The following is a 24,869-nucleotide window of genomic DNA, read 5'->3' as shown; positions in this document are numbered from 1 at the left end:
AGTTTAGCCGCCAAGACAAAAATAACAGGGGTTTCGTATGAAAGTTTTATCCCATCTTCGCAAGAGACTCGTCACAGCCACAACGGCTGTTGCACTCGCAGCCTCCTCGGCCTTTGTGCCATCAGCATTGGCTGCAGACACCATCAAGTGGAAAGTTCAATCTCACTGGCCGAGTTCGAGCAGCTCCTATCAGGACAGTCTGGTCCGCTTGAAGAAGATCATCGAAGAGCGTACTGACGGGCGTCTGCAACTCGATCTCTTTGAAGACGGCGCGCTGTTCAAGGCAAAGGAAACCTTCAATGCGGTCGGCCGTGGCATCGTCCAGATGGGCACCATCTCTCCAGCCTACGCGCAAGACAAAATGTCGCTTGCCGGCATAGCTTCTGGCCTGCCGTTCGCGTTCCGGAACGTCTGGGAAGCGGCTTACTTTCACAAGAACCTGGGCTTTGAAGACATGCTGCGCGAAGAAGCCGCCAAACACGGGGTCTATTACTCAACCGATAAAGTCTATCCGACTGAAATGGTGATCAAGGAGCCCGTGAACAGTTGGGAGGATTTCACCAAGTTGAAGATTCGCTCTTCAGGCGCGATGCAGAAGTTTCTGACGGAAGCCGGTGCGGCTGCCTCCTATCTGCCCGGCGGTGAGCTCTACCCTGCCTTGTCCAGCGGTGTCGTTGATGGCGCTCACTGGGGCGCTGCGCAAGGGGCATCGAGCATGGGGCTATACGAGGTAGCCAAGCACCACGTCAAACCGGCGCTCAATATTGCCGGAACAGATGCCTTCATCGTGAACCAAAAGGCGCTGGACAAGCTGCCTGAGGATATCCGCAAAGTCGTCATCGACGCGCTTGATGAGCAGTTCTGGTTCCGCACCAATGAGTATCAGTATCAGGAGCAGATTGCTTTGGCCAAGGCCATGGAAGAACACGGCGTCAAGGTGAACACGCTCCCAGAAGATGTACAGGCGCGTTTGGCGAAAGCTGCGCAAAAGACCTGGCATGAGGAAGCCAAGCGCAGTGACAACGCTGCCAAGGCAGTCCAGCAACTGAGAACCTTCCTGACCGATCTGGGTTATCTCTAAGCCCTCAGGCGGGCTCATCCGGGTCCGCCTTCGTTCCTTACCCACACGTCCTGCGGAGTTCACATGCGCGTGGTTCATGCGTTCATCAAAGGGGTTACCCGTTTAAACGACGGTATTGGCCGCTGGATCTCCTATCTGATCTTCGCCATGTTCGTCTTTCTATTGCTCGAAGTCTTCAACCGCTATTTCCTTGAGTCACCCACCGTCTGGACCAATGAGCTGACACAGCTCCTCTTCGGCGTGTATACCGTGATGTCTGGCGGCTATGTGATGGCTCACAGAGAGCACGTGAATGTCGATTTGTTGCACTCGCACCTCCCGCCGCGTGTCAGGGCCGGCGTCGATATCTTTACCTCCATCATCTTCTTTCTGTTTATGGCGGCGCTGCTGTACTTCGGCGGCTCGATGGCGTGGGAGTCTTTCGCCAGTCGGGAAACGTCCTATTCAGCTTGGAATCCGGCCATCTGGCCAGTCAAGATGGCCATCCCGATCGCGACCTTCTTACTGCTGCTACAGGGGATCGCCAAACTGTTCGAGGACATCGCGATCGCGATCAACCACCCCAGCACAGCTGACTCATCGTCTACGACAGTCCCATCATCGACAACAGGTGACCGCTCATGAGTATTGAGATGATGACCCTCCTGTTCTTCGGGACACTGTTGCTGTTCCTGGTACTCGGACTGCCGCTGGCCTTCGTGCTGGGCGGTGTGTCGGTGATCTTTCTCTACTTTACCTGGGGCCCGGACGCGTTCTACCTCGTGGCTTCACAAATGTGGGGCACCATGGAGAGCTTCACTCTCGTGGCGATCCCGCTGTTCGTGTTTATGGCGATGGTGCTGGAACGAACGGGTGTCGCCAACGATCTGTACCGCATGATGCACCTGTGGTGGGGTGGCCTTCGTGGCGGCCTGGCCATCGGCACGCTCGGGATCTGCGCCATCTTCGCGGCCATGTGTGGCGTAAGCGGTGCAGCCGTGGTGGCTATGGGCACCATCGCCCTGCCATCGATGCTTGAGCGCGGCTACGACAAGAATATTGCGCTGGGCTGTATCAACACTGGCGGTGGCTGGGGCATCCTGATCCCGCCGAGCATTCTGATGATTCTGTATTCGCTGATCACGGGCGTGTCTGTGGGCAAGATGTTCGCCGCTGGCGTCCTCCCGGGCGTGCTGCTCATGGTGCTGGTCTCGGCCTACATCATCATTCGCTGTTACTTTCAGCCAGAACTTGCACCAGCGCTGCCCAAGGAAGAGCGCGGTACCTGGCCGGAAAAACTACGTGCCCTCAAGGCGGTCATCCTGCCGATACTCATTGTGGTGATGGTGCTGGGATCTATTATCGGCGGAATCACGACACCGACCGAAGCTGCGGCCGTAGGCGTGCTGGGGGCGCTGATCTCCGCGATCGTGTACAAAAAGTTCAGCTGGCAAATGCTGCACGAGGCCTCGCTCCGCACCTTCAAGCTGACCGGGATGATCATGTGGATTCTGTTTGCAGCCCACGCCTTCAGCGCGGCCTACCAGGGCATGGGCGCACAGGCGCTCATTGAAGGGTTGATGACGGGCATTCCGGGCGGCCCGTGGGGCATCATCATTGCCATGATGCTCATTGTGTTCCTGCTGGGTATGGTGCTCGACCCTGTCGGGATCATGCTGATCACCCTGCCGGTATTCATGCCAATCGTGACGTCGTTAGGGTTCGATCCGGTGTGGTTCGGCATCCTCTTTGTGATCAATATGGAGATTGGCTACATGACGCCGCCGTTCGGCTTCAATCTGTTCTACCTGAAAGGGGTCGCACCGCCGAGTATCACCATGAAGGATATCTACGGCTCAGTGATACCCTTCGTGGCGATTGAAATAGTTGGACTGGCGTTGATCATGGTGTTCCCGAAGATCGCAACTTACCTTCCGGACGCGCTGTTCTAAAGCACCTGGCGCCTGCCGCAGCCGGAGCTCAGGCTCCGGCTTTTTTGGGAGTCAGGACTGATTACAGATCGCTAAAGCGTTTACCCTCGGCTACCAGCTTCTCCAGCAAGGATGCGGGTTGCCACCGCGAAGCACCGAAGCGCTGCTGAAAGTCCTTTATGGTCGCGAGTATCGCATCGAGACCGATTTCATCAGCCAAGAACATGGGGCCGCCACGGTAAGCGGGGAACCCGTAGCCGTAGATCCAGATGACGTCGATATCGAGTGAGCGGGCCGCGATGCCTTCTTCAAGAATCCTGGCGCCCTCATTGATCATGACGTACAGGCAGCGCTCGAGAATCTCCTGGTCGCTGACCGCTCGCGGCGTAATGTCCTGCTCTGCACGATATTCGGCAATCAGGGCATCGACCTGCGGATCTGGAATGGGCGCACGGCTACCCGCCTCATAGCGATAGACGCCCATACCGGTTTTCTGGCCCAGACGGTTTTGCTCGGCAAGCTTGTCCAGCCAACTCACTGGTACGTCTTCACCGGCTTTCCGTCGTTCCTGTCGAATACGGTATCCAACATCGATACCCGCCAGATCCGACATGGCAAATTGCCCCATTGGAAAGCCGAAGTCCGTGAGCACCTGATCGACCTGTTGCGGAGAGGCCCCCTCATTGACCAGAGCAACGGCTTCGGCACCCCGCTTGTGCAGCATGCGATTACCCACGAAGCCATAGCCATTGCCCACGAGTACCCCGACCTTATTGATGCGCTTGGCGACCGCCATCACCGTCGCCTTCACGTCATCGGCGGTTTTTTCGCCACGCACATTCTCCAACAGCTTCATCACGTTGGCGGGGCTGAAGAAGTGCATGCCGACGACGTCCTGGGGGCGCCTAGTTGCTGAGGCGATCGCGTCAATGTCGAGCGTCGACGTGTTGGAAGCCAGAATCGCGCCGGGCTTACAGACCTCATCAAGCCTGGCGAAGATATCCCTTTTGATGCCCATGTCCTCGAACACGGCTTCAATGACGAGATCAACATCGCCGAAATCATCATAGTTCAGCGTCGGCTCGATCAGCACCATTCGCTCTTCAACCTGCGCTGCGGTGATGCGGCCCTTTTTCGCGGTGTTCTCATAGTTCTTGCGGATGACGGCAAGGCCGCGGTCGAGGGCATCCTGCCTGGCCTCCAGCAGTCGAACCGGGATGCCGACATTGGCAAAATTCATTGCGATACCGCCACCCATGGTGCCAGCACCTACAATGCCCACTCGATTGATTTCCCGGACTGGCGTCTCGGCTGCCAGGCCAGGAACTTTGGAAACCTCACGTTCGGCGAAAAACGCATGGACAAGGCCCGCTCGCTGAGACGACTGCATGCATGCCATGAAGAGCTCACGCTCTTTTTCAAGGCCGGCTTCGAACGGCAGCTGGAAGGCAGCTTCCACGGCGTCTACGCACTTGAATGGTGAGAACAGGTTGGGCGCCTTCTTCTGGAGGCTGGCCCTGAACTCATCGAACACGGTACTGTCATGTTCGGCTGTGAGCTTGTCCGTCAGGTCCCGCACGCGGCGCAAGTGCCAGCCTTCGCTGATGGCTTTCTCGGTATAGGCCTTACCGACCGAGAGAATGTCGTTGCCTTCCTCAACAGCATCGACGATACCGAACCTCAAGGCTTCGCTCGCGCCGACGAACTCACCACTGGTGATCATTTCCAGCGCTTTCTGAGCACCGCTCAGGCGCGGCAGCCGCTGTGTGCCACCAGCGCCAGGCAAAAGCCCCAGCTTGACCTCAGGCAGCCCCACCTTGGCGCTCGACACGGCCACCCGATAGTCACAGCCCAAGGCCAGCTCGAGCCCGCCGCCCAACGCAGTGCCGTGTATCGCTGCGACAATGGGTTTGCTGCTGTTTTCGAACGCATTGATAACATCCGGCAGACTTGGCGGCTGCATAGGTTTGCCAAACTCACGAATATCGGCGCCCGCTATAAAAGTGCGACCTTCACAGACCAGCAGCAATGCTTTCGCGTTCTCATCTGCCTGCCCCTTCTCCAGTGCCTCGAGCAGTCCACTGCGGACCTCATGGCTGAGGGCATTCACCGGCGGGTACCTCACCGTCAATACACCGATATTTCCGTCACGGCTGTAGGTTACGACCTCTGTCATGGCACATCCTCAATGAAACTTAATTTTATACTGCGGAATAGAATACGATTAAATTCTAGATCGCCCACCCTTTCAACCGGTATTTGACGCGATCTCCGCCGTTTTCTCGTCGATAGTCGGTTGACGCTAGCGAAATTTAGTGGTCTATTTAGATTCGGAGTCAGTACCAGATACCGCTCTGCGGAATAGAAGGCGAGCGTGCTGGATGCACGCAGCGCTCGCAGACTTGCTGAATCACCGCAATAACAACAACAGAGGAATGGATCACATGAAACATGTAGTCTCTACACGAACGCTGGCCCTGCTCATGGCTGGCATGATGCTCTCAGGTTGCAGTGACGATGATGATAATGACTCCACGCCACAACCTGATGAACCGGCGCGCGCGCAGGATGCACGTACGTTCTCCGTCGATCAGTCCAAGCTCGCTCTTGAGTCGCTGGAAGACACGCAGACTGACACCTGGACGGGTGTCATGGAAAGCGGCGCGGGATATCTCATTGAAGTGCCGGAGAACTGGAATGGCATGCTGGTCATGTATGCTCACGGCTATCGCGGCGAAGGTTCAGAGCTGACTGTCACACCACCGAGCATCCGAAAATGGCTGGTGGACAACGGCTACGCCTGGGCAGCCTCCAGTTACAGCAAGAACTTTTACGATGTGCGTGCCGGCCTCGAAGACACGAATGCACTGGCACTGGCCTTCAACGACATCGCCGCACAGAATGGCAGGACCCTCACCGCCCCTGTCAAGACCTATATCACGGGTCACTCCATGGGTGGCCATATCGCGGCGGCTGCCGTCGAGCAGGAAACCCTCTCCACGGCCAACAATGTTGTCTCCTACGATGGTTCGGTGCCGATGTGCGGCGTTGTCGCCGGCCCAATAGAATTCGACTATCTCCAGGACTTCACCTTCGCAGCACAGCACATTGCCGGGATGGGGCCCACGCAATATCCCAACACTGATTTCGACGCTGCGGCGATCAACGCCGTACTGTGGGATGTCGTGCCGTCGCAAACCCAGCTTGGCGTACCCACCGAGCAAGGCCTGCTGCTCGAGAATGTCGTTCGAAATCTTTCAGGGGGTGATCGCCCCATTTTCGAATACGGCTTTCGCGGCCCCTATTACAATGTCGTGATGGGCACCGGCGGACGTGACGGCAAGATCAACGGCATCCTTACCGAAGACTATCCAGGCAATGCGGACACCGTGTACCAGTTCGACGCTGAACCGGCCCTCTCGGCCGAAGAGACCGCCTTCAACAGCAACATCTTCAGGATCGATGGCAACCCTGAGGCGAACAGTCTGCGAGCCGACGGCCTCCGCTGGGTCCCTGAAATCAGCGGTGAATTCACCGTTCCGGTCGTCACCATTCATGGCCTGGGGGATCTCTACGTGCCCTTTGTTCATGAGCAGGAATATCTGCGTCGTGCAGCGGCCAATGGCAGCGATGCCTTGCTGGTGCAGCGTGCCATCAGAGCGCCCGGTCACTGTGACTTCATGCCTGCGGAAGAAGAGGCGGCTTTCAGCGCCATGGTTGAGTGGGAGCAGAACGGTGTGAAACCGGGTGGCGACGTGATGCTGGATCCAGCTGTTGTTTCGGACCCCAATTACGGCTGTACCTATACGTCGGAAGATCGGCCGGGTATGCCTGTTTGCCCCTGACCAAATGGTGAGCCAACTGGTGAGCCAGCTGGCGAGTCGCCTGCAATAACAAAAAAGGGCGCGGTCGTTACGACTGCGCCCTTTTTGCTTCGAGCAAGGCTGTTAGACGCCCAGCGATTCGATGTCGCTGGCCAGTATCGCCAACTGGTGCGCTATGGAGCTACGCATGGCTTCAGGGGGTACAAGATAGGTCGGCGCCGAGCATGACAGCGCCATCACGGTGCCGTCACCCAGAAACACAGGTGCGCCTGCAGCGTTTATGTTGCGATCCCACTCACCAAGGGAGAGGCAGAAGCCATTCTCACGGTATTCTTCAAGCGAGCGTTGAATATCCTTCTCATGTTTAGGCCATTCTTCACCATATTTTTTTGCCAGCGAGGCGAAGAGGTGCGCGCGGTCTTCCTCGCCAATTGCCGAGCAGTATGCACGACCGGCCGCCGAAGTGGCGATCGGCAGCTTGAGGCCAATTTCCATACGCATCATCGAGGCGCCCGGCGGCAGGCGGTTTTCGACGTAAATCATATTAAGCCTGTCGCGGCAGGTTAAGCCCACGGTGGTATTCGTACGGCGGGCAAACTCATCCATATAAGGTTTGGCAAGCTGGCGCACTTTGAGGTTCGAGACATAGGCGTAGCCAAGCGCGAGTACACCTGAGCTGAGCTGATACTTCTCAAGCTGAGTGGAATAGCTGAGGTAGCCGAGTTTGGTCAAGGTGTAGGTCATTCGGGATACTGTCGGCTTGGGCAGACCGGTGATCCGTGCAATATCCTGATTACCGAGAATGACTGAGCCTTGTGTGAACGCTCTTAGCACATCCAGGCCACGCGAGAGCGCCTCGACGAACTTGCGGTCCTTACCTGGCGCTTCCACCGCCTCAATGTCCTGAACAGCCTTGGCCTTGGTCAATGCAGCCTTGGGCGTGGTCGATGCAGATTTGGCCCTGGGCGCTGCGGCATTGCCTTTCGCTGCAGCACTGCCTTTTGCTGAGGCACTGGTTTTTGCTGCTGCAGGCCGATTTTTCTTTGCTGTACTCATATTCTTCCATCTTCTTCTTATGTCAGAAAGCATTCCTGACGGACTGCGTGTCCGGTGATCACTCATCAGCTCACTTCAGGAGATCTACGCGCCTTACCGAGTCAAGGACCCAACAGGTGTTTGAATTACATTCTAGTGGTCCAAGACTTGCGCCGCCAGCTCTGATAGACGGAGACAAACCTTACCACGCCATCCAGGCAAGCAGCACCAGCATCAGCGGCAAGGCGGCCAGCGTGAAGAACCCGTTCCAACCGAAGGCCACGGTGAATTTCGAGATACGGCCAAAGCGTGCCAGTATCATGACGGAAGGACCGAAGGGCGACAGCATCATTGCCAGAGAAAACCCGATCGCCAGCCCTGCGCCGCCAGTCAGGGGCGACAGTCCCATGGACTGAAACTGCGCCAGAATGCCGGCGAGGAAGCTCAGCACTGCCATGGGCGCAATGCCAATTGCCGCTGCAGCCGGCAGGATCAGCATGCCTGTCACTGCGAAAGCAAACTCCCCCTGCGGCGAGACGAATGCCGCACCGATAACTTGCGCCGGGACTAGCGACGCCAGCGTGCCACCCAAGGCCGCCGAACTGGCGAAAATCATCATCTCGTTGGACTGTGACAGCATATTGCTGGTTAGTTCCCGGGCGAGCGCGCTTGGACGCCGCTCACGAACGAGCAGATAGAAGACTGTCAGGACAGGTACGAGGATCATAGCGGCTCTCGAGACATTCAGGGGTGTCCAGAACACCAGCAGACCTATGCCCCCGAACAAAGTCCCCACGAAAGCCAGTAATACACTCGTCCCCGCGGGTATTCCGCCCAAATGTACGCGCTGTCCGCTGATTGCCTTGAAGCGGTGGCGCTCCAGAACCGATCCCACTGCCAGAAACAGCAGTGCTGCCACAGCGGTGTAAGGCACCAGGCTGCTCCAGGACAACGCAGGCACCTCGCGCGTGATAATTGCCACAGCAACGCTGGTCGGCGCAACGAGTGGAACAAGCGCAAACCCTCTCAAAGTGACGCCTAACAGGCTCCGTAGCCAGTCGAGCCTCGCCTGCCCTTCGATCTGACGCTGATCGAGGGTCTGTGCCAGGCCGCCGCAGAGCATATTCAAGACACCGAAACTGAGTACCGAGGCGACGCCGAAACTGGTAATCGCATACTTCGGATACAGGAGCGTCGTCCGTCCACTGAGCAGCGCGTCGTGAATACGTCGCAGAAACTCGAAGCGTCGCACCAGCAACTGCATCAACCCGAGGCTGCCCAGAAAGGTGGCAAAAAATGCAGCAGATTCCGCAGCCTTACCTAGCAGAGGCCATGTCAATTTCCCCAGCAGTGCGAGCATCACCAAGGTCACGACGGTAACCGAAGCCAGTATCCGGGCATACCACTCCAGCCGCAGAAATACCTGCGTGAAATGAAAGACGAACAGGCTGCAGGCCATATAGCTCAAGAGCGGTGAGCCCGTGAGGATGGCCATCAGCTCGCAGAGCACGCCCGCAGGCACTACTACTCTGCTCATCTCACAGCACCGCATGGCGTCAATCCAGCGACGCTCTCAGAGGCGAACAAAGGCTTGCTTTCATACACGCTTGGAATTAACCTCGTTTTTATAAAACTGTGTTTCGCAGTACGGAACTATATAAGCGTTTTTCTATTTAGCAAGCACGAAATGGCGCCCTACGCTCGAAATGGAGGAGATTAAATGCACGCATATATTTATGACGGTCTCAGAACGCCCTTCGGACGCCATGCCGGCGGATTAGCTGCAGTTCGAGCGGACGACCTCCTGGCCACGGTCATCAAGGCACTGGTCGAGCGCAACCGATTTGACCCCGCACGCTTTGAGGATGTCATTGCCGGCTGCACCAACCAGGCGGGCGAGGATGCCCGTAACATTGCTCGAAATGCTGGCTTACTTGCCGGACTACCCGTTGAGACCGGCGGCATGACCGTCAACCGGCTGTGCGGCTCGGGCCTGGCCGCGCTCATGGATGCTGCGCGAGCCATACGATGCGAGGAAGGCGAGTTGTTTATCGCCGGTGGTGCGGAGAGCATGAGCCGAGCCCCCTTCGTCATTGCCAAGGCCGACTCCCCCTACAGCCGTCAGATCTCAGCCTTCGACAGCACCATCGGCGCCCGCTTCCCCAACCCAAGACTCGAGTCAGCATTCGGTGCCGACAGCATGCCAGAGACTGCCGACAATATCGCGCAGGATCTGGATCTAACCCGCGAAGAGGTTGACCGCTACGCCGCCCGAAGCCAGGCGCTCTATGAGGCCGCCCGTAAGACCGGCTTCTATGACGATGAAATCCTCCCGATCGAAGTGCCACAGGGCCGAAAGAAGCCACCGATTGCCATCAGCACTGATGAACATCCCCGCCCCGACTCCACATTTGAAGCCCTGTCCGATTTGAGGCCGCTGTTTCCTGGTGGTGTTGTCACGGCAGGAAACGCATCCGGCATCAACGATGGTGCTGGCGCTCTCATCATCGGTTCCGAGGCCGTTGGGGCGCGGTATGACATCAAACCCCGGGCGCGAATCGTTGCCGCCGCCATCAGTGGTGTGCCACCCCGAGTGATGGGCCTCGGGCCTGTGCCGGCCAGCCAAAAGGCATTGCAGCGGGCTGGCCTCAGCCTGTCCGACATGGACCTGATCGAAATCAATGAAGCCTTCGCGGCCCAGGTGCTGGGGTGTGCCAGCCAACTGGGCATTGCTGGTGACGACGAACGCCTCAACCCGAACGGTGGTGCAATCGCCATTGGCCATCCACTCGGTGCATCAGGCGCAAGGCTGGCCCTGACGGCTGTGCGTCATCTTGAACGGACTGGGGGCCGCTACGCACTCATCAGCATGTGTATCGGCGTCGGGCAAGGCATCGCGACCATCATCGAGCGCGTGAGGGATTAATGGATAAAGGTTCTACACTTATACACATTCAAGACACGACTCAGGAGTAACACAATGGCTTCGGCCCCATGGGATGATCTCTTACATTTTGACGAACAACTGAGCGAAACAGAGCGCCAGGTGCGCGACAGCATCCGCAGTTTCTGCGATCAGCGCCTGATGCCGGGCATCCGCGATGCCAATCGCCACGAGCGCTTCGACCGCTCGATATTCCCTGCGATGGGCGAGCTCGGCATGCTAGGCGCGACCTTGCCTGAAGAATACGGCGGCCCTGGCCTCAATTACATCTGCTACGGGCTGATTGCGAGGGAAGTCGAGCGTGTCGATTCTGCCTACCGTTCGGCGCTTAGCGTCCAGTCCTCATTAGTGATGTACCCCATCTTTAGTTACGCGAAGGAAGCGCTGAAAAAGCGTGTGCTGCCAAAGTTGGCGTCTGGCGAATGGGTGGGCTGTTTCGGGCTGACAGAGCCGAATCACGGCTCCGATCCCAGTGGCATGGAAACCCGCGCCAGGAAAGCCGATGGTGGCTATGTGCTGAACGGCTCGAAGACCTGGATTACCAACGCGCCGATTGCAGATGTGTTTGTAGTGTGGGCCGTGCTGGATAGCGTGGTGACTGGCTTCGTGATCGAGCGTGGCGCCAAGGGCCTGGATGCACCCACCATCGAAGGCAAGTTTTCACTGCGGGCCTCCGTCACAGGCTCCATTTTCATGGATGAGGTGTTTGTACCAGAGGAGAATCGGCTCGATGTCCAGGGCTTGAAGGGCCCGCTCAGCTGCCTCAATAAAGCGCGCTTTGGGATTTCCTGGGGTGCCCTGGGGGCCGCGGAGTTCTGTTGGCACGCTGCGCGCACGTATACCCTGGAACGCAAGCAGTTCGGGCAGCCACTGGCCGCGAATCAGTTGATTCAGAAGAAGCTGGCCGATATGCAAACCGAGATTACTCTTGGCCTGCAAAGCGTGCTGCAGCTGGGCCGATTGATGGATGCCGGCAAGGCGAGTCCTGATGCGATCTCCCTGCTGAAGCGAAACAACTGTGGTAAGGCGCTGGACATTGCCCGGGTCGCTCGCGACATGCACGGCGGTAACGGCATCTCTGATGAGTATCACGTCATTCGCCACATGATGAACCTGGAAGCCGTCAATACCTACGAAGGCACACATGATGTCCATGCGCTGATTCTGGGCAAGGGGCAAACCGGCCTCCAGGCATTCTTCTAGTCTCAACAAAGAAAGGGAGCCTCAGCTCCCTTTCTTCGTATCGTTCCTGGACCGCAGTCGCCTAGAACTGAAACTGTGCAGAGAGCATGGCCTGCTGATACTGATCGCTGCCCGGCTTGTTGTACGTGTCGAAATCCCAGTAGGCATACTCGATGCCGTAGGTCATATTAGGATGCGGCGTCCAGATCAGATTCGCATGGGTCGAAGTCGCCGAGTCCAGACCGCCAAGGGTGCCTGTCGTAAACGGATCATCCACTGCCTCCGTGTGAGACACACTCAGGGTACTGCGCCAGGCTGCCGTCCAGAAGTGCCGATAGGCAGCGGTAATACCCTGTGAGTCGAAGGGGTCCACATCGCCACCGGTTGCCATTTCTGCTATGTAGTTGGAGTCGGGGTACAGATAAAGCCCCATGTAGCGGCCAAGCGCGCCGTAGGAATACTGCAATCGCACATCGTCCTTACCGATCGTGGGGATACGTGCACTCAAAGACCCGGCGCCAGTCCAGGCTTCATCGGTGCGGGAGTCTATACGGCGCACCAGACCTGCCACCGAATAGACGCCATAATCCCCCGTGATGTCATAACGGGCCACGATGTCCGGGATCGACTGGTCATCGTAGAGCGTGTCGCCTGCGAAGGCTAACTCGTCGGCGTACTCGAAGGACGACGACGCATCTTCGGGGTTCTCCAGGGACATCAGCAGCTTACCGCCTGGCACTGCCATCGTGTAGCGGATCAGGGCTTGAGTGGTATAGATGAAGCCGGCCATTTTCCCCTGGTTCAGGATTTCCGGCAGCGTGGCCAGGTTTGAAAAGGTGGTGTAGGTCTGGCCAATCGTCCAGCCTTTCCAGGAACCAAAAGCCTGGCGCAAACGCGGATTGTAGCTGTTGGAGACGATCTCGTTGCCATCGCCGCTCGCGTTGTCGTTAAAGTCCATTTCCAGATAGGTTGTGAGCACGGCGTCGAGCACATCGACGGTCGCGGTACCGAAGCTGAAGCGACTTTCTCGCGCCGTAAAGCCCACCTGCCAGTCGTTCTCATCTGAACGGGCATAGGCTGCGAACGCGCGCGGGAGGCCGACTGAATAGGCGTTCTCGGTACCATCACCATTGGAGCCGATAATCGCATCAGCCTTGATGAAGCCGCCGAACGAGACGGTCGTATCACCAATCCGAATGCCGTCGCCATCCTTCAGAAGGTAGGGGTTGTCCTCCTCTGCCTCCGGGGCGCGAGATGATTTGAGCGTCTCTACCTCAGCCTGTAGAGCCTCAACGCGCCGCTCGAGATCGGCCACGTCCTGAGCCCAGACGGGTGCGCCTAGCATTGCAATGATCGGCGCCATGGTAGGCAAACTTGCTGCCGCTCCGATGTGGACGCCAAGATTCGACTTGGCTGTGCTGTTCCTGGTTTTCATGTCATGTACCTCTTGTTGTTGTTCTATGCGAGCCGGGATATCAGCTATTGATGACCCGGCCTCGCAACGAGGGTGTGATCGCGAACCTCAACAAGAGGCTCAGCCCAGAAGACTACCGCATTTCGCTGTGCGGACCTGTTGCATATATCGGTTTCACTGTGCGAACCACCATTCCGTGCACCTCAAAATATACTGAAACACTGAGCATCCAACAAGCCTTCATCTGATGAAACGAACTATTTGTCACAGATCCTTCTCGAGGGCACCGGAAGAGAATTGACAGTCAAGTTATGAGGCTGCATGATCGTCTAATTCTGCTGTGCGGTATTTTCTTTCACAATAAACATTAAAGACGCAAAGAGGTTGTCAGATGAATATCAACTTCACGGCCGAGGAACAGGCCTTCCGGGAGACAGTCCGGGGCTTTCTGAAAGACAAGCTGCCGGCTGACATCGCTGCCAAGGTCAAAGGCGGGAGATATCTCAGCAAGGCAGACCACCAGCGATGGCAGCAAGTGCTGAGTCAGCAAGGCTGGTATGCCACGCACTGGCCTACCGAACACGGCGGAACCGCGTGGTCGGCGATCCAGAAGCACATTTTCGATGAGGAAATCGCGGCGTTCGGGGCGCCACGCAGCATTCCCTTCGGCGTCAACATGGTCGCACCGGTGATCATCAAGTTTGGTAATGAGGCACAGAAGCAGCACTATCTGCCGCGTATCCTGAGCGGCGAAGACTGGTGGTGTCAGGGCTATTCAGAGCCTGGCGCGGGCTCTGACCTGGCCTCACTGAAAACCCGTGCCGTGCGTGATGGCGACCACTATATCGTCAATGGTCAAAAGACCTGGACCACCCTGGGGCAGCACGCCAACATGATCTTTTGTCTGGTCCGGACGGACGTTGAAGTGCAGCCCCAGCGCGGTATCTCCTTTCTGCTCATCGACATGGATACCCCCGGCATCACCGTTCGCCCGATTATCACCATTGAGGGCGAACACGAGGTCAACGAAGTGTTCTTTGACGACGTCAAAGTACCGGTCGAGAACCTGGTTGGTGAAGAGAACCGTGGCTGGACCTACGCCAAGTACCTGTTGACCTACGAGCGCACCGGGCTTGCCGGTATTGGCGGCTCAAAAGCGGCGCTGCATCATCTCAAGCAGCTGGCCTCACGCGTCCAGAAGAACCGTAAGCCGCTTATTGAAGACAGCGCGTTCCGTCGGCGCATCGCAGCGCTTGAAATCGACCTGATGGCTGCCGAAATCAGCAACCTGCGCATCATCGCGACAGTCGAAGGCGGTGGCATGCCGGGCGCCGAAAGCTCCATGCTTAAAGTCAAAGGCACAGAAATCCGTCAGGCGATCACCGACCTGCTGCGCCGTGCGATCGGCCCTTACGCGCAGCCCTTCCTGGAAGAAGAAATGGCGTTTGACTACGAAGGTGACTACCTGTCGGACATCGACGCCGCGCCGCTGGCAGCCCAGTACTTCAATATGCGCAAGCTCTCGATCTTTGGCGGCTCCAACGAGATCCAGAAGAACATCGTTTCCAAGATGATCCTCGAGCTTTAACACGACGAGCCTTGAACATTCCAGCGAGAGAGAAAGAGACTGCCATGGATTTCAGATTGACTGAAGAACAACAGATGCTACAGGAAACCGCGGCTCGCCTGGTGCGCAGCGAGTATACCTTCGAGCAACGCGAACGATACCGGGAATCAGAGCCAGGCTTCAGCAAAGCGTTCTGGAAGCAGCTGAGCGAACTCGGTTTGACAGCCGTGCCCTTCTCCGAGGCATTCGGTGGTTTCGACGGTAGCGGTGTCGAAACGCAGGTGGTAATGACAGAGTTGGGGCGCGGCCTGTGCCTGGAGCCCTACATGCAGTCGGTGATCCTCGCGGGCGGGCTGATCGATCAGCTGGGCAGCGATCATCAGAAACAGACACTGCTGACAGGCATCGCCAGCGGTGAGTTCATCGCAGCCGTGGGCCTGCAGGAACCGCAGAGCCATTACAACCTGGACGACGTCGAGACCCGTGCTGAACGCCTCGAGAACGGCTACCGCCTCAATGGCCGAAAGGCCGTGGTCATCGGGGGGCATCAGGCAGTGAAGCTGATCATCTCAGCCCGCACCAGCGGTGAGGCAAGCGATGCGGCAGGCATCAGCCTCTTCGTGGTTGATGCGGACGCTGATGGCGTTGAACGCCAGATTTATCCGACTGTCGACGGGCTCAAAGGCTGCGATGTATTTCTCCGCAATGTCACTGTACCCAAGGAGGCCTTACTCGGTACGCTCGACGAGGCCAGCCCTGCGATCCATTATCAGGCCGGTCGGGCGATGGCGGCCCTCTGTGCAGAGGCGGTTGGTGCGATGGAGGAAGCGGTCAAATTGACGCTGGACTACCTCAAGACGCGCAAGCAGTTTGGCGTGCCTATCGGCAAGTTCCAGGTATTGCAGCATCGTATGGTCGACATGAGTTCCGAGCTCGAGCAGGCGCGGTCCATGGCCACGCTCGCGGCCTCGGTCGCGGACGATGGCGACAGTGTGGCGCGTCAGCGTGTACTCTCGGCCGCAAAGCATGTGATCGGCAGGTCTGGCCAGTATGTAGCAGAACAGGCTATACAGCTGCATGGTGGCATCGGCATGACCTGGGAGTATAGTCTGGCTCACTATGCCAAGCGCCTGATCATGATCAATCACCAGTTGGGCGACGATGACCATCACCTCGAAGTCTTCAGCGGACTGATGGAGACGGCTTAACCCTCAGCGCTACACGCTGGAACTCGGAGACAACAACAATGCAGTCCGAAATGAAAGAAGCAGATACTCATCAGCAGAAACTCGAAGAGTGGCAGGTTCGAAAGGACCTGGCCGCCGCCTATCGGCTCGTTGCTTTGTACGGCTGGGATGATCTTGTGTTCACGCATCTCTCAGCCCGCGTGCCCGGACCCGAGCATCACTTTCTGATCAACCCCTACGGTTTGCTGTTTCACGAGATCACCGCTTCCTCCTTGATCAAAGTGAATCAGGACGGGACCATCGTGCAAAGTGGCAGTGTGCACCGCGTCAATCCGGCCGGTTTTACTATCCACAGTGCCGTGCACATGAGTCGTGAAGATGCCGGCGCCGTGGTGCATCTACATGCGCCGGACGGCGTCGCCGTATCAGCCCACCGGGACGGTCTGCTACCGCTCAGCCAGACCGCGATGCTGTGCCTGGGGCATCTGAGTTATCACGGCTACGAAGGTGTGGCGCTGAACCTCGATGAGCGTGAACGACTGACACGCGATCTCGGTAACGCCCGGATGATGTTACTGCGCAATCACGGCACCCTTACGGTGGGTCGTACGGTGGCAGAAGCTTTCACCTACATGTACTTTCTAATGAAGGCCTGCGAGATCCAGGTCCGGACCCTGTCTTGCGGCCCTACCTATCTCCCTACAGAGGAAGCCATCGAGACCACGCGCGTGCAGTCGGAAGAACTGGGCAAGGCCGCGACACTCACCTGGCCGGCGCTGTTGAGGTTACTCGACAGCAGATCGCCCGGCTATGCCATCTGATCTTGTACAGCAATTGGTCATCGCTGGGTAGGATCTGAGCTCACCTGCACCAGTAGCTTGCCGCGATTTGCGCCTTCAAGGAGGCCCTGGAAAGCGCTTAGCGCATTCTCCAGCCCGTCCACGATATCCTCCTGATACTTGACCTTGCCTTCTCGAATCCAGCGGCTCATATCGGCCTGGAACGCCGGTAGCCGGTCCCAATGATCCGATTGAATGAAACCACGAATCATCAAGCGTTTGATCAGCACCTTACCCATAAACGGGATCAGACGATCCGCGCCGGTTGGCAGTTCCGTCTGGTTGTAATGCGCTATCCGGCCGCACACCGGTATTCGAGCGAAATCGTTGACCAACTGCATGACGCTATCGAAGACGTGCCCACCTACGTTCTCGAAATAGACGTCTATGCCGTCCGGGCAGGCGGCCTTGAGCTGATCGAAAAAATCCGAGTCCCGGTGATTGATGCAGGCATCAAGACCATAGGCTTCAACAACGTGGCGGCATTTGTCCTCCGCTCCGGCCACGCCCACGACCCGACAGCCCTTCATCTTGGCCAACTGTCCGACCACCTGTCCGACCGCACCGGCCGCCGCCGATACCACCACCGTTTCTCCGGCCTTTGGCTGCGCCAGATCAAGCAAGCCGACATAGGCGGTCAATCCCGGCATCCCGAGAATACCCACGGCTGTGCTTACAGGTGCCTGTTCGGGATCGAGCTTGCGCACTGAGGCTACTGGAACCGCAGCATAGCGCTGCCAGCCATTTTCGCTGAGCACGATGTCGCCCGGCTTGAAGTCGTCACTCTTCGACGCTACCACTTCCGAGACCGTGCGACCGGTCATCACATCACCCAACTCAACATATTGGGCGTAGGAGCTCGCTGCGTTCATGCGGCCACGCATATATGGGTCTAGCGACAGATAGATGGTACGGAGGAGCAGCTCGCCATCCCCGACCGTTGGCATCGGTGCGTCTTCAAGTTTCAGGTGATTTTCATCAGGCATACCGGCCGGTCGTTCGACCAGGCTATAGCGTTGGTTCTGTTCCATTATTCTCTCCAGTGGGGGTGTTGCTGTCGTAGCGCAGGTACGTAAGAATGGGGGCTGGCCGAGCATATGAGTATCGACATGAAAAGCATTGAAAGTATCGAAGAACTGACCGGCCTCATCGGCTCCGAAATCGGTGTCAGTGACTGGCTCGAAATCACACAGGCACGCATCCAGGCGTTCGCCGATGCCACCGACGACCATCAGTGGATTCACCTCGACGTGGAGCGGGCTCGCAACGAATCGCCCTGGGGTGCTCCGGTCGCCCACGGCTATCTCACTCTGTCGCTGATTCCCTGCCTGAACCAACAGATCATGCAGGTCTCGGGCGTCAAAGCGGTTATCAACTACGGTCTTGATAAGCTGCGGTTTCCGGCGCCGGTCATCAGTGGCGCCCGCATCCGTTCCCGGCTCAGCCTGCTGAATGTTACGGCACAGGATGGCGGTCGGTATCTGGCCCGTTTTTCGACGGTTATCGAAATTGAAGGCGCTGACCGTCCAGCCTGCGTGGCCGAAAATCTCGCGATCTACGTCGTGTAGCTCCGCCTATTTCAGGCCACGCAGCCAAAACTACTTTTTAGGCTCGACGGGCTTGCGGACGATCTTGCCATCCTCAACGACGGCCAAAAGGGTCTCAGTCACGAATCCACCGTCGTCGGTGATCTCGACCACTTCATAGGGATTCTTGCTGTCGTCCATGGTCTTGAGCGCTTCGCCCAGATGCTTGCGGATGGCCGTCGGATCGCTGGAGCCGGCAAGTTCCATGGCCTTGGCGACGGCGTTCAGCGCAAGATAGTTATAGGCCGCTTCAGAGCCTGGCACCTTGTTGAACTTCGCCTTGTAGCGCTTGACGAAATCCTGAGCGGCTTTGGTGTCATACACCGAAAGCGGCATGACCCCAATCGCCCCTTCTACCATCTCCAGACCACCCGCGACTTCTGCCACTTCGTCAATCTTGGCCTGGTCCATGACAATGAAGCCGCCCTGATAGCCCAACTGACGCGCTTGCTGAACCACGAGACCAGTTGGCTCTGACGCACCACCTACAAACATAACGTCAGGGTCAGCGGCAATCACCTTGCTGACGCCGGTATAGAAGTCAGCGGATTTGTTGTAATCCATGGGGTTGCTGACAACGATCGTGCCGCCCTGTTTTTTCCAGTAGTCGGTGATCATGTCGGTCCAGATCTTGGCGTATTCATGCGTCGCGCCAGCTATCCCCAGTTTCTTGCCCTGGTTGGTCTGGGCATAATCGGTAAAGGCTTCAACATAGCCGTCGAAGGTTGGCGGAATACGCACCGTGAGCTTGTTACCCTTTTCAGTGACCGACGGCACACTGGTGTAAGCCATCAAGAGGAAGTTCGATTTCTCGTTGAAATCCTGAAGCGCGAAAACGCCACCTGAGTGCGGCACGAATACAACCGGTGCCTTCGATTCCTGCACCAGTCGCTTGGCGTTGGTGGCCGCCTGTGCCGGAGTATATCGATCATCGAGCGACACCAGATCCAGCGTGTGTTGTTTGCCGCCAAACTTAACGCCACCGCTCGCGTTGATTTCCTCCACAGCCATTTTCAGGCCAGACAGGGTGTTCTCGCCGTACAGCGCCGCACCACCACTCAGCGGTCCTGTGAAGCCGATACTGATCTTGTCATCAGCGGCATGCGTCGCGGTGCTCACACTCAGCGTCGCCGCTGCTATTGCCAGTCCGAGCTTTTTGAGTATTTTCATTGTTTTCTCCTTGGCTCACTACTTCCGGCCCAGAATAGGCCATTCTTTTATTCGAGAGTTCTAGGCACCGATATAGGCTTTGCGGACGTCTTCGTTACCGAGCATGGCGGCCTGATCGCCCTCCATGACCAGCCGCCCGCCTTCGATCACATAGGCCCGGTGGGCGATCTTCAAAGCGGCAAAGGCATTCTGCTCTGCGAGGAGAACGCTCGTGCCCTGGCGGTTGATTCGGCTAATGGTTTCGAAGACCTGCTTTACCACCAAAGGCGCCAAGCCCAGCGAGGGCTCGTCCAGTAGCAGTAGGCGCGGCCGTCCCATCAATGCACGACCTATCGCGACCATTTGTTGTTGACCGCCGCTGAGTGAGCCGGCTGGCTGATCTTTCTTGTCTTCGAGGATTGGAAACAGCTCCAATACCTCGCGCAATTTCTGCTGAATGCCCGCCTTGTCGCGACGATGAACGTAGGCGCCTAACAAGAGGTTCTGCATCACAGACATCTGTGGGAACAGCTTGCGCCCCTCGGGGCACTGCACCACACCGGCCGAGACCACCGCAGACGGCTTCGCGCCGGTGAGGCTCTGCCCTTCCACTGTTATGTCACCAGCGCTGGGTTTGATAAGCCCGCTAATGGCGTTGAACAGCGTCGTTTTGCCAGCGCCATTGGCGCCCAGCAGCACGACCAACTCCCCCTGCCCGACTGTCATCGAGACATCCTTGAGCGCCTTAAAGGCGCCGTAACAGACCTCGACATGATCAAGCTGCAGCATCGTGATCACTCCCCAGATAGGCTTCAATGACAATCGGGTTGGCTTTGATTTCTTCAGGGGTGCCTTCGGCGATTTTTTCACCGTGGTTCAGCACCATGATCTTGTCGGCCATGCTCATGATCATGTCCATCTTGTGCTCGATCAGACACACCGTCAGGCCGTGGTCGACCATCTTGCGGATCAGGGCGGCAAGGCCAACGGTTTCCTCGGGATTCACCCCACCCGCTGGCTCGTCCAGTAGCACCAGGCGAGGCTCGGTAGCCAAAGCCAGCGCAAAGGCCACGCGCTTGCGCTCCTCCTGGGAGATATCGGCAATCACCCGGTTTTCCAGGTGCGACAGGCCAACGAAATCCAGGGCCTCGCGGGCTTTTTCACGGCAGCGACGCTCTTCCCTTTGCAGGCGGCTGGAGTTGATCAACACGTCCCACAAGCCCGACTGCGTCCGCAGTCGATGACCGACGATCAGGTTGTCCAGTACTGTGGACTGATCGAACAGATTGGTGGTTTGGAACGTGCGCCCTACCCCAAGTCGAGCGATCAGGTCGCATCGCAAATGGGTCACGTCCTGGCCGTCGATCTCGATACAGCCAGAGGTGGGTTTATACGCGCCGGCCACCAGGTTGAAAAAGGTGCTCTTGCCTGCGCCGTTGGGCCCGATAATGGCGTTGATCTTGCCCGTTTCGAACGTCACGCTCACATCCTTGATGGCCGCAAGGCCACCAAACATCTTCGTGAGATTGAGTGCTCTAAGCATGCTCATTCACTCCATCTGACTGGGTGGAAGAGACCCGTGTCTCTGATGCTGCATCCTGCTTCGCGCTCACAGCCTGTGCAGCCTCAGCGTCCTTACGGTACTTCCAGCCCAGGAAGGATCCAACCAGCCCCCGCGGCATGAAGATCACCAGCAGCACCAGCAAGGGCCCGAAAATAATCATCCGGTAGTCCTCGAGAAACTGCAGTGACTGGGTAATCCAGACGATGCCGATGGTGCCGACCAGCGGTCCAAACAGGGTGCCGATGCCGCCCACGAGCAGATAGGTGATCATGTCGAAGGTATGGTTGATATTCGCCTCCTCAGGGCCGACGAAGCGAACCATGCCCGCGTAGAGCGCACCCGCCACACCGGCGTAGATTGTCGACAGCACGAAGGCCAGCACTTTATTTCGCATCAGGTTGATGCCGAGAGACTCGGCAAGATCATCGCCATTACGGATCGCCAGCAAGGTGCGGCCGAGCAGCGAGGAAGACAGTCGCCCCATGAACCAGATCGCAAACACCAGGAAGCCAAGCACCAGGTAATAGAACGGCCTGGTTTCGCTGAAATCGACCAGGCCTAAGCCGTTGGGCGCAGCAATATCTCGAATGCCCAAAGCGCCGTGAGTCAGCTCCTCCCACTTATCCAGCAACAGATAAATGATGAAGCCAACGCATAGGGTAAAAATGGCGAAATAGTGTTCTTTGAGACGCAGCGAGACGATGCCGACCAGAAACCCAAGCAGCGCCGACGAAAATGCAGCGGCGATAAAGGCTGGCCAGAAGCTCCAGCCGTGGTCCGCCGTCAGAATCGCGAGCGTATAGGCGCCAATGGCAAAAAAGCCGCCGTGGGCCAGGTTCAACTGACCACAGTAGCCGGTGATGATATTGAGGCCATAGACGGCAATCGCCCACACGAACGCGCTGGCCATGACGTAGACCTGATATTCATTGGACGCGAGCAGTGGAAAGATGAGCGCCATGAGGAGTGCCGCCAGTTTGGCGCCCCGACCTGTCAGTATTGCAGCCAGCTGATACATCAGTGCGCCCCCTTGGCGAACAAGCCAGTCGGTCGAATGGACAGGATGACGACCAGCAGTCCAAACGCGATGATGTCCTTGTAAGCGGTCGAGATATAGAAGCCACCAAAGCTCTCGGCAAAGCCAATGATGAGCCCACCAGCGATGGCGCCCGGCACGCTCCCCATTCCGCCCAGAATGATGATCACGAAGGCCTTCATGATGACGAGGTGCCCCATCGACGGGTACACCAGGTTGATCGGTGCGTAGAGCGTCGCAGCCACTGCGGCCAGGAAGCCGGATATCGCGAAGGTCAGCATGGCAACACGATTGGCATCGATCCCCACGAGAAACGCACCTTCACGATTCTGAGCCATGGCAATGATGGTCGACCCCACCATGGTCTTTCTGAGGAACAGATGCAGCATTATCATCAGGGCAAAGGCGCCAAGAATAATCAACAGCCGTTGCTCTGGAATGATCAGCCCGTCGAAATTGAGGATGCCCATGTAAGGCGTCGGCATACGGCGGAAGTCTGAACCCCAGATCATCTGCACGACCGCTTCGAGGAACAGCAATATCCCGATGGCGGCAATCTTGTCGTGAATCGGCGGGGAGTTTCGGAGCTGATGAAAGACCAGTCGCTCCGAGAGCACCGCCAGAACGGCAACGACGAAACCGGCTAACACCATGGCAATCCAGTAGTGCACGCCCAGATCGACCATGAAGAAATAGGATGCGAAGGCGCCAACCATGTAGAGCGCACCGTGCGCAAAGTTCGGGGTATGGAGGATCCCGTAGACAAGCGTCAAGCCCAGGGCGACCAGCCCATAGATACTCCCCAAGGTCAGACCATTGAGGATTTGCTGGAAGAACATGTTCATAGCACTTCCTCCGTGTGATTATTGTTGTTAAGTGTGCCTTCAGGCTGTTTTGCCCACTCATCCTCCTGAAGTGCGCGCCACATGAGCTTTCCAGTTGGTGAGCGAGGCAGAGATGACATGAACTCGACACAGGCCGGCACCTTGTAGGCCGCCATTTCAGCCTTGCACCAGTCGATGATGTCCGCTTCGCGCACCTTGCCCTCGTGGCCGGACTTCAGAACCACACAGGCCTTCACCGTTTCGCCACGGCGCTCATGGGGTGATGAAATGATGCAGCACTCCTGGATGGCCGGGTGGCGATACATCAGGTTCTCGACCTCGGATGGCCACACCTTGAAGCCGGAGGCATTGATCATCCGCTTCACACGATCGACCATGAAGAAGTAACCCTGCTCATCGTAGTAGCCGATGTCCCCGGTCCGGAAGAAGCGCTTGCCATCGAGTTCGATAAAGGCCTTGCGTGTTTCGTCGGGCCGCTTCCAGTAGCCCTGGAAGATCTGCGGGCCGTGGCTGACGATTTCACCGACCTCGTTTGGGCCTTTTGGCTGTAAGGTATCGACGTCGATCACGTGCGAATCGACATCGAATACCGGAATACCCAGGCACTGAGCCTTGGGTTCATCTACGGGATTGATGTGTGTCGCCGCAATGGTCTCCGATAGGCCGTAGCCTTCGATGTACGGCAGACCGGTGAGCGTTCGTAGCTTTTCTTCGATGGCTTTGGGCATGGCAGCTCCACCACCGCCGATGCTTTTGAGACTGGATAGATCGTGGTGTTCAACGTCGGGATCAGACAGAAAATCAATCGCCATGGTCGCGATATTGACCCAGCCGGTGATCCTGTAGCGCTGGATCAGTTCCGCAGCCAGCTTGCGGTCCCAGCGCGTCATGATGACTACCGTCGAGCCACAATATATGGGACCGTTCATGGCGCCTTGCATACCGGTGACGTGAAAGAACGGCAGTGTCGCCAGCACAACCTCTTCTGAAGTGCTTTCGAGCCAGACAACCCGATGCACAGCGGTTGCCATGACGGAGCGATGGGTATGCATGCAGCCTTTAGGGGCGCCGGTGGTCCCGGAGCTATAGGGAAAGACGCACATATCATCAGGGCCGGCTGTGTGTTCTGCGGGCTGATAGCCGGCTGCCAAAGCATTGCGCCAGGCCACACAGCCTTCCACATCCTGCGCCTCGAGAGGCGCTTGAACCTCAGCCGGCAAATTCAGATCCGTGGGGGTGCGAATATATTCGGAGTACGCGGTGGTGATCACCTGCCTCAAGTGGCCGGTGCCCAGGAGGGGTGCGATACAGGGAACCAGCTCCTGACCGCAAATGCAGATCGCAGCCTCAGTATCGGAGAGATAGTGTTCCAGCTCCACGGTCCGGTTCATGGGATTGACCGGAACGACCACCGCATCAGCTCTGAGAATCGCATAATAGGCAACGATGAACTGGGGCGCGTTCTGCATGTAGAGCAACACCCGGTCGCCCTTCCTGACACCTTCGTGCTGCAGGTAACCCGCCAGAGCCTCGACCTCACTGAGCAAGGCCCGATACGTCATCCTGGTGTCGTAATAGATGATGGCGGTCTTGTCGGGGTACCGCAGCGCCGAGATCTCGAGGTTCGCGACCAGACTTGTTTCAGGCACAGCAAGATGTTTGGGCAAGTGCTTTGGCCAGACCTCGTAATGACGAGTAAACATGCA

General features: G+C 57.5%; 21 protein-coding genes. 10 read left to right on the top strand and 11 right to left on the bottom strand.

Features of this window, described 5'->3' with window-relative positions; all coding sequences use genetic code 11:
* Positions 1–37: 37 nt before the first annotated feature.
* The 3 genes from dctP to ABD735_RS06740 all read left to right on the top strand — a co-directional run bounded on the left by dctP (position 38) and on the right by ABD735_RS06740 (position 3,012).
* Entirely contained in the window at positions 38–1,081 is a 1,044-nt protein-coding gene (gene dctP / locus ABD735_RS06750) for a TRAP transporter substrate-binding protein DctP (RefSeq protein ID WP_344804620.1), read from the top strand.
* Between the two features lie 63 nt (positions 1,082–1,144).
* Positions 1,145–1,705, top strand: a complete 561-nt coding sequence (locus tag ABD735_RS06745; RefSeq protein ID WP_344804618.1) for a TRAP transporter small permease subunit — start codon at positions 1,145–1,147, stop codon at positions 1,703–1,705.
* A complete protein-coding gene (locus ABD735_RS06740; RefSeq protein ID WP_344804617.1) occupies positions 1,702–3,012 on the top strand; it encodes a TRAP transporter large permease in 1,311 nt (436 codons plus the stop codon). The genes ABD735_RS06745 and ABD735_RS06740 overlap by 4 nt, the downstream gene beginning before the upstream one ends.
* Positions 3,013–3,073: 61 nt before the next feature.
* On the opposite strand, the gene ABD735_RS06735 is transcribed toward ABD735_RS06740, so the two are convergent.
* Positions 3,074–5,167 (bottom strand): 3-hydroxyacyl-CoA dehydrogenase NAD-binding domain-containing protein, encoded by a 2,094-nt coding sequence (locus tag ABD735_RS06735; protein WP_344804615.1) that lies wholly within the window; start codon positions 5,165–5,167, stop codon positions 3,074–3,076.
* Between the two features lie 268 nt (positions 5,168–5,435).
* On the opposite strand from ABD735_RS06735, the gene ABD735_RS06730 reads away from it, so the two are divergent.
* Complete coding sequence (locus ABD735_RS06730; RefSeq protein ID WP_344804613.1) at positions 5,436–6,836, top strand: alpha/beta hydrolase; 1,401 nt, start codon at positions 5,436–5,438, stop codon at positions 6,834–6,836.
* Between the two features lie 102 nt (positions 6,837–6,938).
* On the opposite strand, the gene ABD735_RS06725 is transcribed toward ABD735_RS06730, so the two are convergent.
* The gene (locus ABD735_RS06725) at positions 6,939–7,871 is read right to left on the bottom strand and encodes an IclR family transcriptional regulator (RefSeq protein ID WP_344804611.1); all 933 of its coding nucleotides are present in this window, start codon (positions 7,869–7,871) and stop codon (positions 6,939–6,941) included.
* A 181-nt stretch (positions 7,872–8,052) separates the two neighbouring features.
* Positions 8,053–9,387 (bottom strand): hypothetical protein, encoded by a 1,335-nt coding sequence (locus tag ABD735_RS06720; RefSeq protein ID WP_344804609.1) that lies wholly within the window; start codon positions 9,385–9,387, stop codon positions 8,053–8,055.
* Positions 9,388–9,570: 183 nt separating this feature from the next.
* Between ABD735_RS06720 and ABD735_RS06715 the strand changes: the two genes are divergently transcribed.
* Both ABD735_RS06715 and ABD735_RS06710 read left to right on the top strand, forming a co-directional pair.
* On the top strand, positions 9,571–10,776 hold the full coding sequence (locus ABD735_RS06715) for a 3-oxoadipyl-CoA thiolase (RefSeq protein ID WP_344804607.1): 1,206 nt from the start codon (positions 9,571–9,573) through the stop codon (positions 10,774–10,776).
* Between the two features lie 54 nt (positions 10,777–10,830).
* Complete coding sequence (locus ABD735_RS06710; RefSeq protein ID WP_344804605.1) at positions 10,831–11,997, top strand: acyl-CoA dehydrogenase; 1,167 nt, start codon at positions 10,831–10,833, stop codon at positions 11,995–11,997.
* Between the two features lie 61 nt (positions 11,998–12,058).
* Here ABD735_RS06710 and ABD735_RS06705 read toward each other — a convergent pair whose 3' ends face one another.
* Positions 12,059–13,411 carry a DcaP family trimeric outer membrane transporter gene (locus ABD735_RS06705; RefSeq protein WP_344804603.1) on the bottom strand — a complete coding sequence of 451 codons (1,353 nt, stop codon included), beginning with the start codon at positions 13,409–13,411 and terminating at the stop codon, positions 12,059–12,061.
* A 370-nt stretch (positions 13,412–13,781) separates the two neighbouring features.
* On the opposite strand from ABD735_RS06705, the gene ABD735_RS06700 reads away from it, so the two are divergent.
* The 3 genes from ABD735_RS06700 to ABD735_RS06690 are packed head-to-tail and all read left to right on the top strand — an operon-like array spanning position 13,782 to position 16,965.
* Complete coding sequence (locus ABD735_RS06700; RefSeq protein WP_344804601.1) at positions 13,782–14,978, top strand: acyl-CoA dehydrogenase family protein; 1,197 nt, start codon at positions 13,782–13,784, stop codon at positions 14,976–14,978.
* Between the two features lie 44 nt (positions 14,979–15,022).
* Entirely contained in the window at positions 15,023–16,165 is a 1,143-nt protein-coding gene (locus ABD735_RS06695; protein WP_344804599.1) for an acyl-CoA dehydrogenase family protein, read from the top strand.
* Positions 16,166–16,215: 50 nt separating this feature from the next.
* Positions 16,216–16,965, top strand: a complete 750-nt coding sequence (locus ABD735_RS06690) for a class II aldolase/adducin family protein (protein WP_344804597.1) — start codon at positions 16,216–16,218, stop codon at positions 16,963–16,965.
* 17 nt (positions 16,966–16,982) lie between these two features.
* On the opposite strand, the gene ABD735_RS06685 is transcribed toward ABD735_RS06690, so the two are convergent.
* Entirely contained in the window at positions 16,983–18,014 is a 1,032-nt protein-coding gene (locus tag ABD735_RS06685; protein WP_344804595.1) for an NADP-dependent oxidoreductase, read from the bottom strand.
* Between the two features lie 78 nt (positions 18,015–18,092).
* On the opposite strand from ABD735_RS06685, the gene ABD735_RS06680 reads away from it, so the two are divergent.
* Positions 18,093–18,551: a MaoC family dehydratase gene (locus ABD735_RS06680; protein ID WP_344804593.1), complete on the top strand. Its 459-nt coding sequence runs from the start codon at positions 18,093–18,095 to the stop codon at positions 18,549–18,551.
* A gap of 30 nt (positions 18,552–18,581) precedes the next feature.
* Here the strand turns inward: ABD735_RS06680 and ABD735_RS06675 are convergent, their stop codons facing one another.
* From ABD735_RS06675 to ABD735_RS06650, 6 genes are read right to left on the bottom strand one after another with little or no spacing between them, the layout of a single operon-like run.
* Positions 18,582–19,739 (bottom strand): ABC transporter substrate-binding protein, encoded by a 1,158-nt coding sequence (locus ABD735_RS06675; RefSeq protein WP_344804591.1) that lies wholly within the window; start codon positions 19,737–19,739, stop codon positions 18,582–18,584.
* Between the two features lie 60 nt (positions 19,740–19,799).
* Complete coding sequence (locus ABD735_RS06670) at positions 19,800–20,507, bottom strand: ABC transporter ATP-binding protein (protein ID WP_344804589.1); 708 nt, start codon at positions 20,505–20,507, stop codon at positions 19,800–19,802.
* On the bottom strand, positions 20,494–21,267 hold the full coding sequence (locus tag ABD735_RS06665) for an ABC transporter ATP-binding protein (protein ID WP_344804587.1): 774 nt from the start codon (positions 21,265–21,267) through the stop codon (positions 20,494–20,496). Before ABD735_RS06665 ends, ABD735_RS06670 begins: the two co-directional genes overlap by 14 nt.
* Positions 21,254–22,300: a branched-chain amino acid ABC transporter permease gene (locus ABD735_RS06660; RefSeq protein ID WP_344804585.1), complete on the bottom strand. Its 1,047-nt coding sequence runs from the start codon at positions 22,298–22,300 to the stop codon at positions 21,254–21,256. The genes ABD735_RS06665 and ABD735_RS06660 overlap by 14 nt, the downstream gene beginning before the upstream one ends.
* Entirely contained in the window at positions 22,300–23,163 is an 864-nt protein-coding gene (locus tag ABD735_RS06655; RefSeq protein WP_344804583.1) for a branched-chain amino acid ABC transporter permease, read from the bottom strand. The genes ABD735_RS06660 and ABD735_RS06655 overlap by 1 nt, the downstream gene beginning before the upstream one ends.
* Positions 23,160–24,866: a long-chain fatty acid--CoA ligase gene (locus ABD735_RS06650; protein WP_344804581.1), complete on the bottom strand. Its 1,707-nt coding sequence runs from the start codon at positions 24,864–24,866 to the stop codon at positions 23,160–23,162. The genes ABD735_RS06655 and ABD735_RS06650 overlap by 4 nt, the downstream gene beginning before the upstream one ends.
* Between the last annotated feature and the right edge of the window lie 3 nt (positions 24,867–24,869).

Source organism: Allohahella marinimesophila (genome assembly GCF_039538005.1).
In the GTDB taxonomy this organism is placed as follows: Bacteria; Pseudomonadota; Gammaproteobacteria; order Pseudomonadales; family Oleiphilaceae; genus Allohahella; species Allohahella marinimesophila.
This window is presented reverse-complemented; position numbering and strand designations above follow the sequence as displayed.

What these genes read in the sequence shown, in the direction of transcription:
- ABD735_RS06675 (WP_344804591.1), bottom strand. Translation starts at nt 19,739, where the DNA reads ATGAAAATACTCAAAAAGCTCGGACTGGCAATAGCAGCGGCGACGCTG.
- ABD735_RS06735 (WP_344804615.1), bottom strand. Translation starts at nt 5,167, where the DNA reads ATGACAGAGGTCGTAACCTACAGCCGTGACGGAAATATCGGTGTATTG.
- ABD735_RS06685 (WP_344804595.1), bottom strand. Translation starts at nt 18,014, where the DNA reads ATGGAACAGAACCAACGCTATAGCCTGGTCGAACGACCGGCCGGTATG.
- ABD735_RS06695 (WP_344804599.1), top strand. Translation starts at nt 15,023, where the DNA reads ATGGATTTCAGATTGACTGAAGAACAACAGATGCTACAGGAAACCGCG.
- ABD735_RS06700 (WP_344804601.1), top strand. Translation starts at nt 13,782, where the DNA reads ATGAATATCAACTTCACGGCCGAGGAACAGGCCTTCCGGGAGACAGTC.
- ABD735_RS06680 (WP_344804593.1), top strand. Translation starts at nt 18,093, where the DNA reads ATGAAAAGCATTGAAAGTATCGAAGAACTGACCGGCCTCATCGGCTCC.
- ABD735_RS06710 (WP_344804605.1), top strand. Translation starts at nt 10,831, where the DNA reads ATGGCTTCGGCCCCATGGGATGATCTCTTACATTTTGACGAACAACTG.
- ABD735_RS06690 (WP_344804597.1), top strand. Translation starts at nt 16,216, where the DNA reads ATGAAAGAAGCAGATACTCATCAGCAGAAACTCGAAGAGTGGCAGGTT.
- ABD735_RS06705 (WP_344804603.1), bottom strand. Translation starts at nt 13,411, where the DNA reads ATGAAAACCAGGAACAGCACAGCCAAGTCGAATCTTGGCGTCCACATC.
- ABD735_RS06660 (WP_344804585.1), bottom strand. Translation starts at nt 22,300, where the DNA reads ATGTATCAGCTGGCTGCAATACTGACAGGTCGGGGCGCCAAACTGGCG.
- ABD735_RS06745 (WP_344804618.1), top strand. Translation starts at nt 1,145, where the DNA reads ATGCGCGTGGTTCATGCGTTCATCAAAGGGGTTACCCGTTTAAACGAC.
- ABD735_RS06670 (WP_344804589.1), bottom strand. Translation starts at nt 20,507, where the DNA reads ATGCTGCAGCTTGATCATGTCGAGGTCTGTTACGGCGCCTTTAAGGCG.
- ABD735_RS06730 (WP_344804613.1), top strand. Translation starts at nt 5,436, where the DNA reads ATGAAACATGTAGTCTCTACACGAACGCTGGCCCTGCTCATGGCTGGC.
- ABD735_RS06650 (WP_344804581.1), bottom strand. Translation starts at nt 24,866, where the DNA reads ATGTTTACTCGTCATTACGAGGTCTGGCCAAAGCACTTGCCCAAACAT.
- ABD735_RS06665 (WP_344804587.1), bottom strand. Translation starts at nt 21,267, where the DNA reads ATGAGCATGCTTAGAGCACTCAATCTCACGAAGATGTTTGGTGGCCTT.
- ABD735_RS06715 (WP_344804607.1), top strand. Translation starts at nt 9,571, where the DNA reads ATGCACGCATATATTTATGACGGTCTCAGAACGCCCTTCGGACGCCAT.
- ABD735_RS06740 (WP_344804617.1), top strand. Translation starts at nt 1,702, where the DNA reads ATGAGTATTGAGATGATGACCCTCCTGTTCTTCGGGACACTGTTGCTG.
- ABD735_RS06725 (WP_344804611.1), bottom strand. Translation starts at nt 7,871, where the DNA reads ATGAGTACAGCAAAGAAAAATCGGCCTGCAGCAGCAAAAACCAGTGCC.
- dctP (WP_344804620.1), top strand. Translation starts at nt 38, where the DNA reads ATGAAAGTTTTATCCCATCTTCGCAAGAGACTCGTCACAGCCACAACG.
- ABD735_RS06655 (WP_344804583.1), bottom strand. Translation starts at nt 23,163, where the DNA reads ATGAACATGTTCTTCCAGCAAATCCTCAATGGTCTGACCTTGGGGAGT.
- ABD735_RS06720 (WP_344804609.1), bottom strand. Translation starts at nt 9,387, where the DNA reads ATGAGCAGAGTAGTAGTGCCTGCGGGCGTGCTCTGCGAGCTGATGGCC.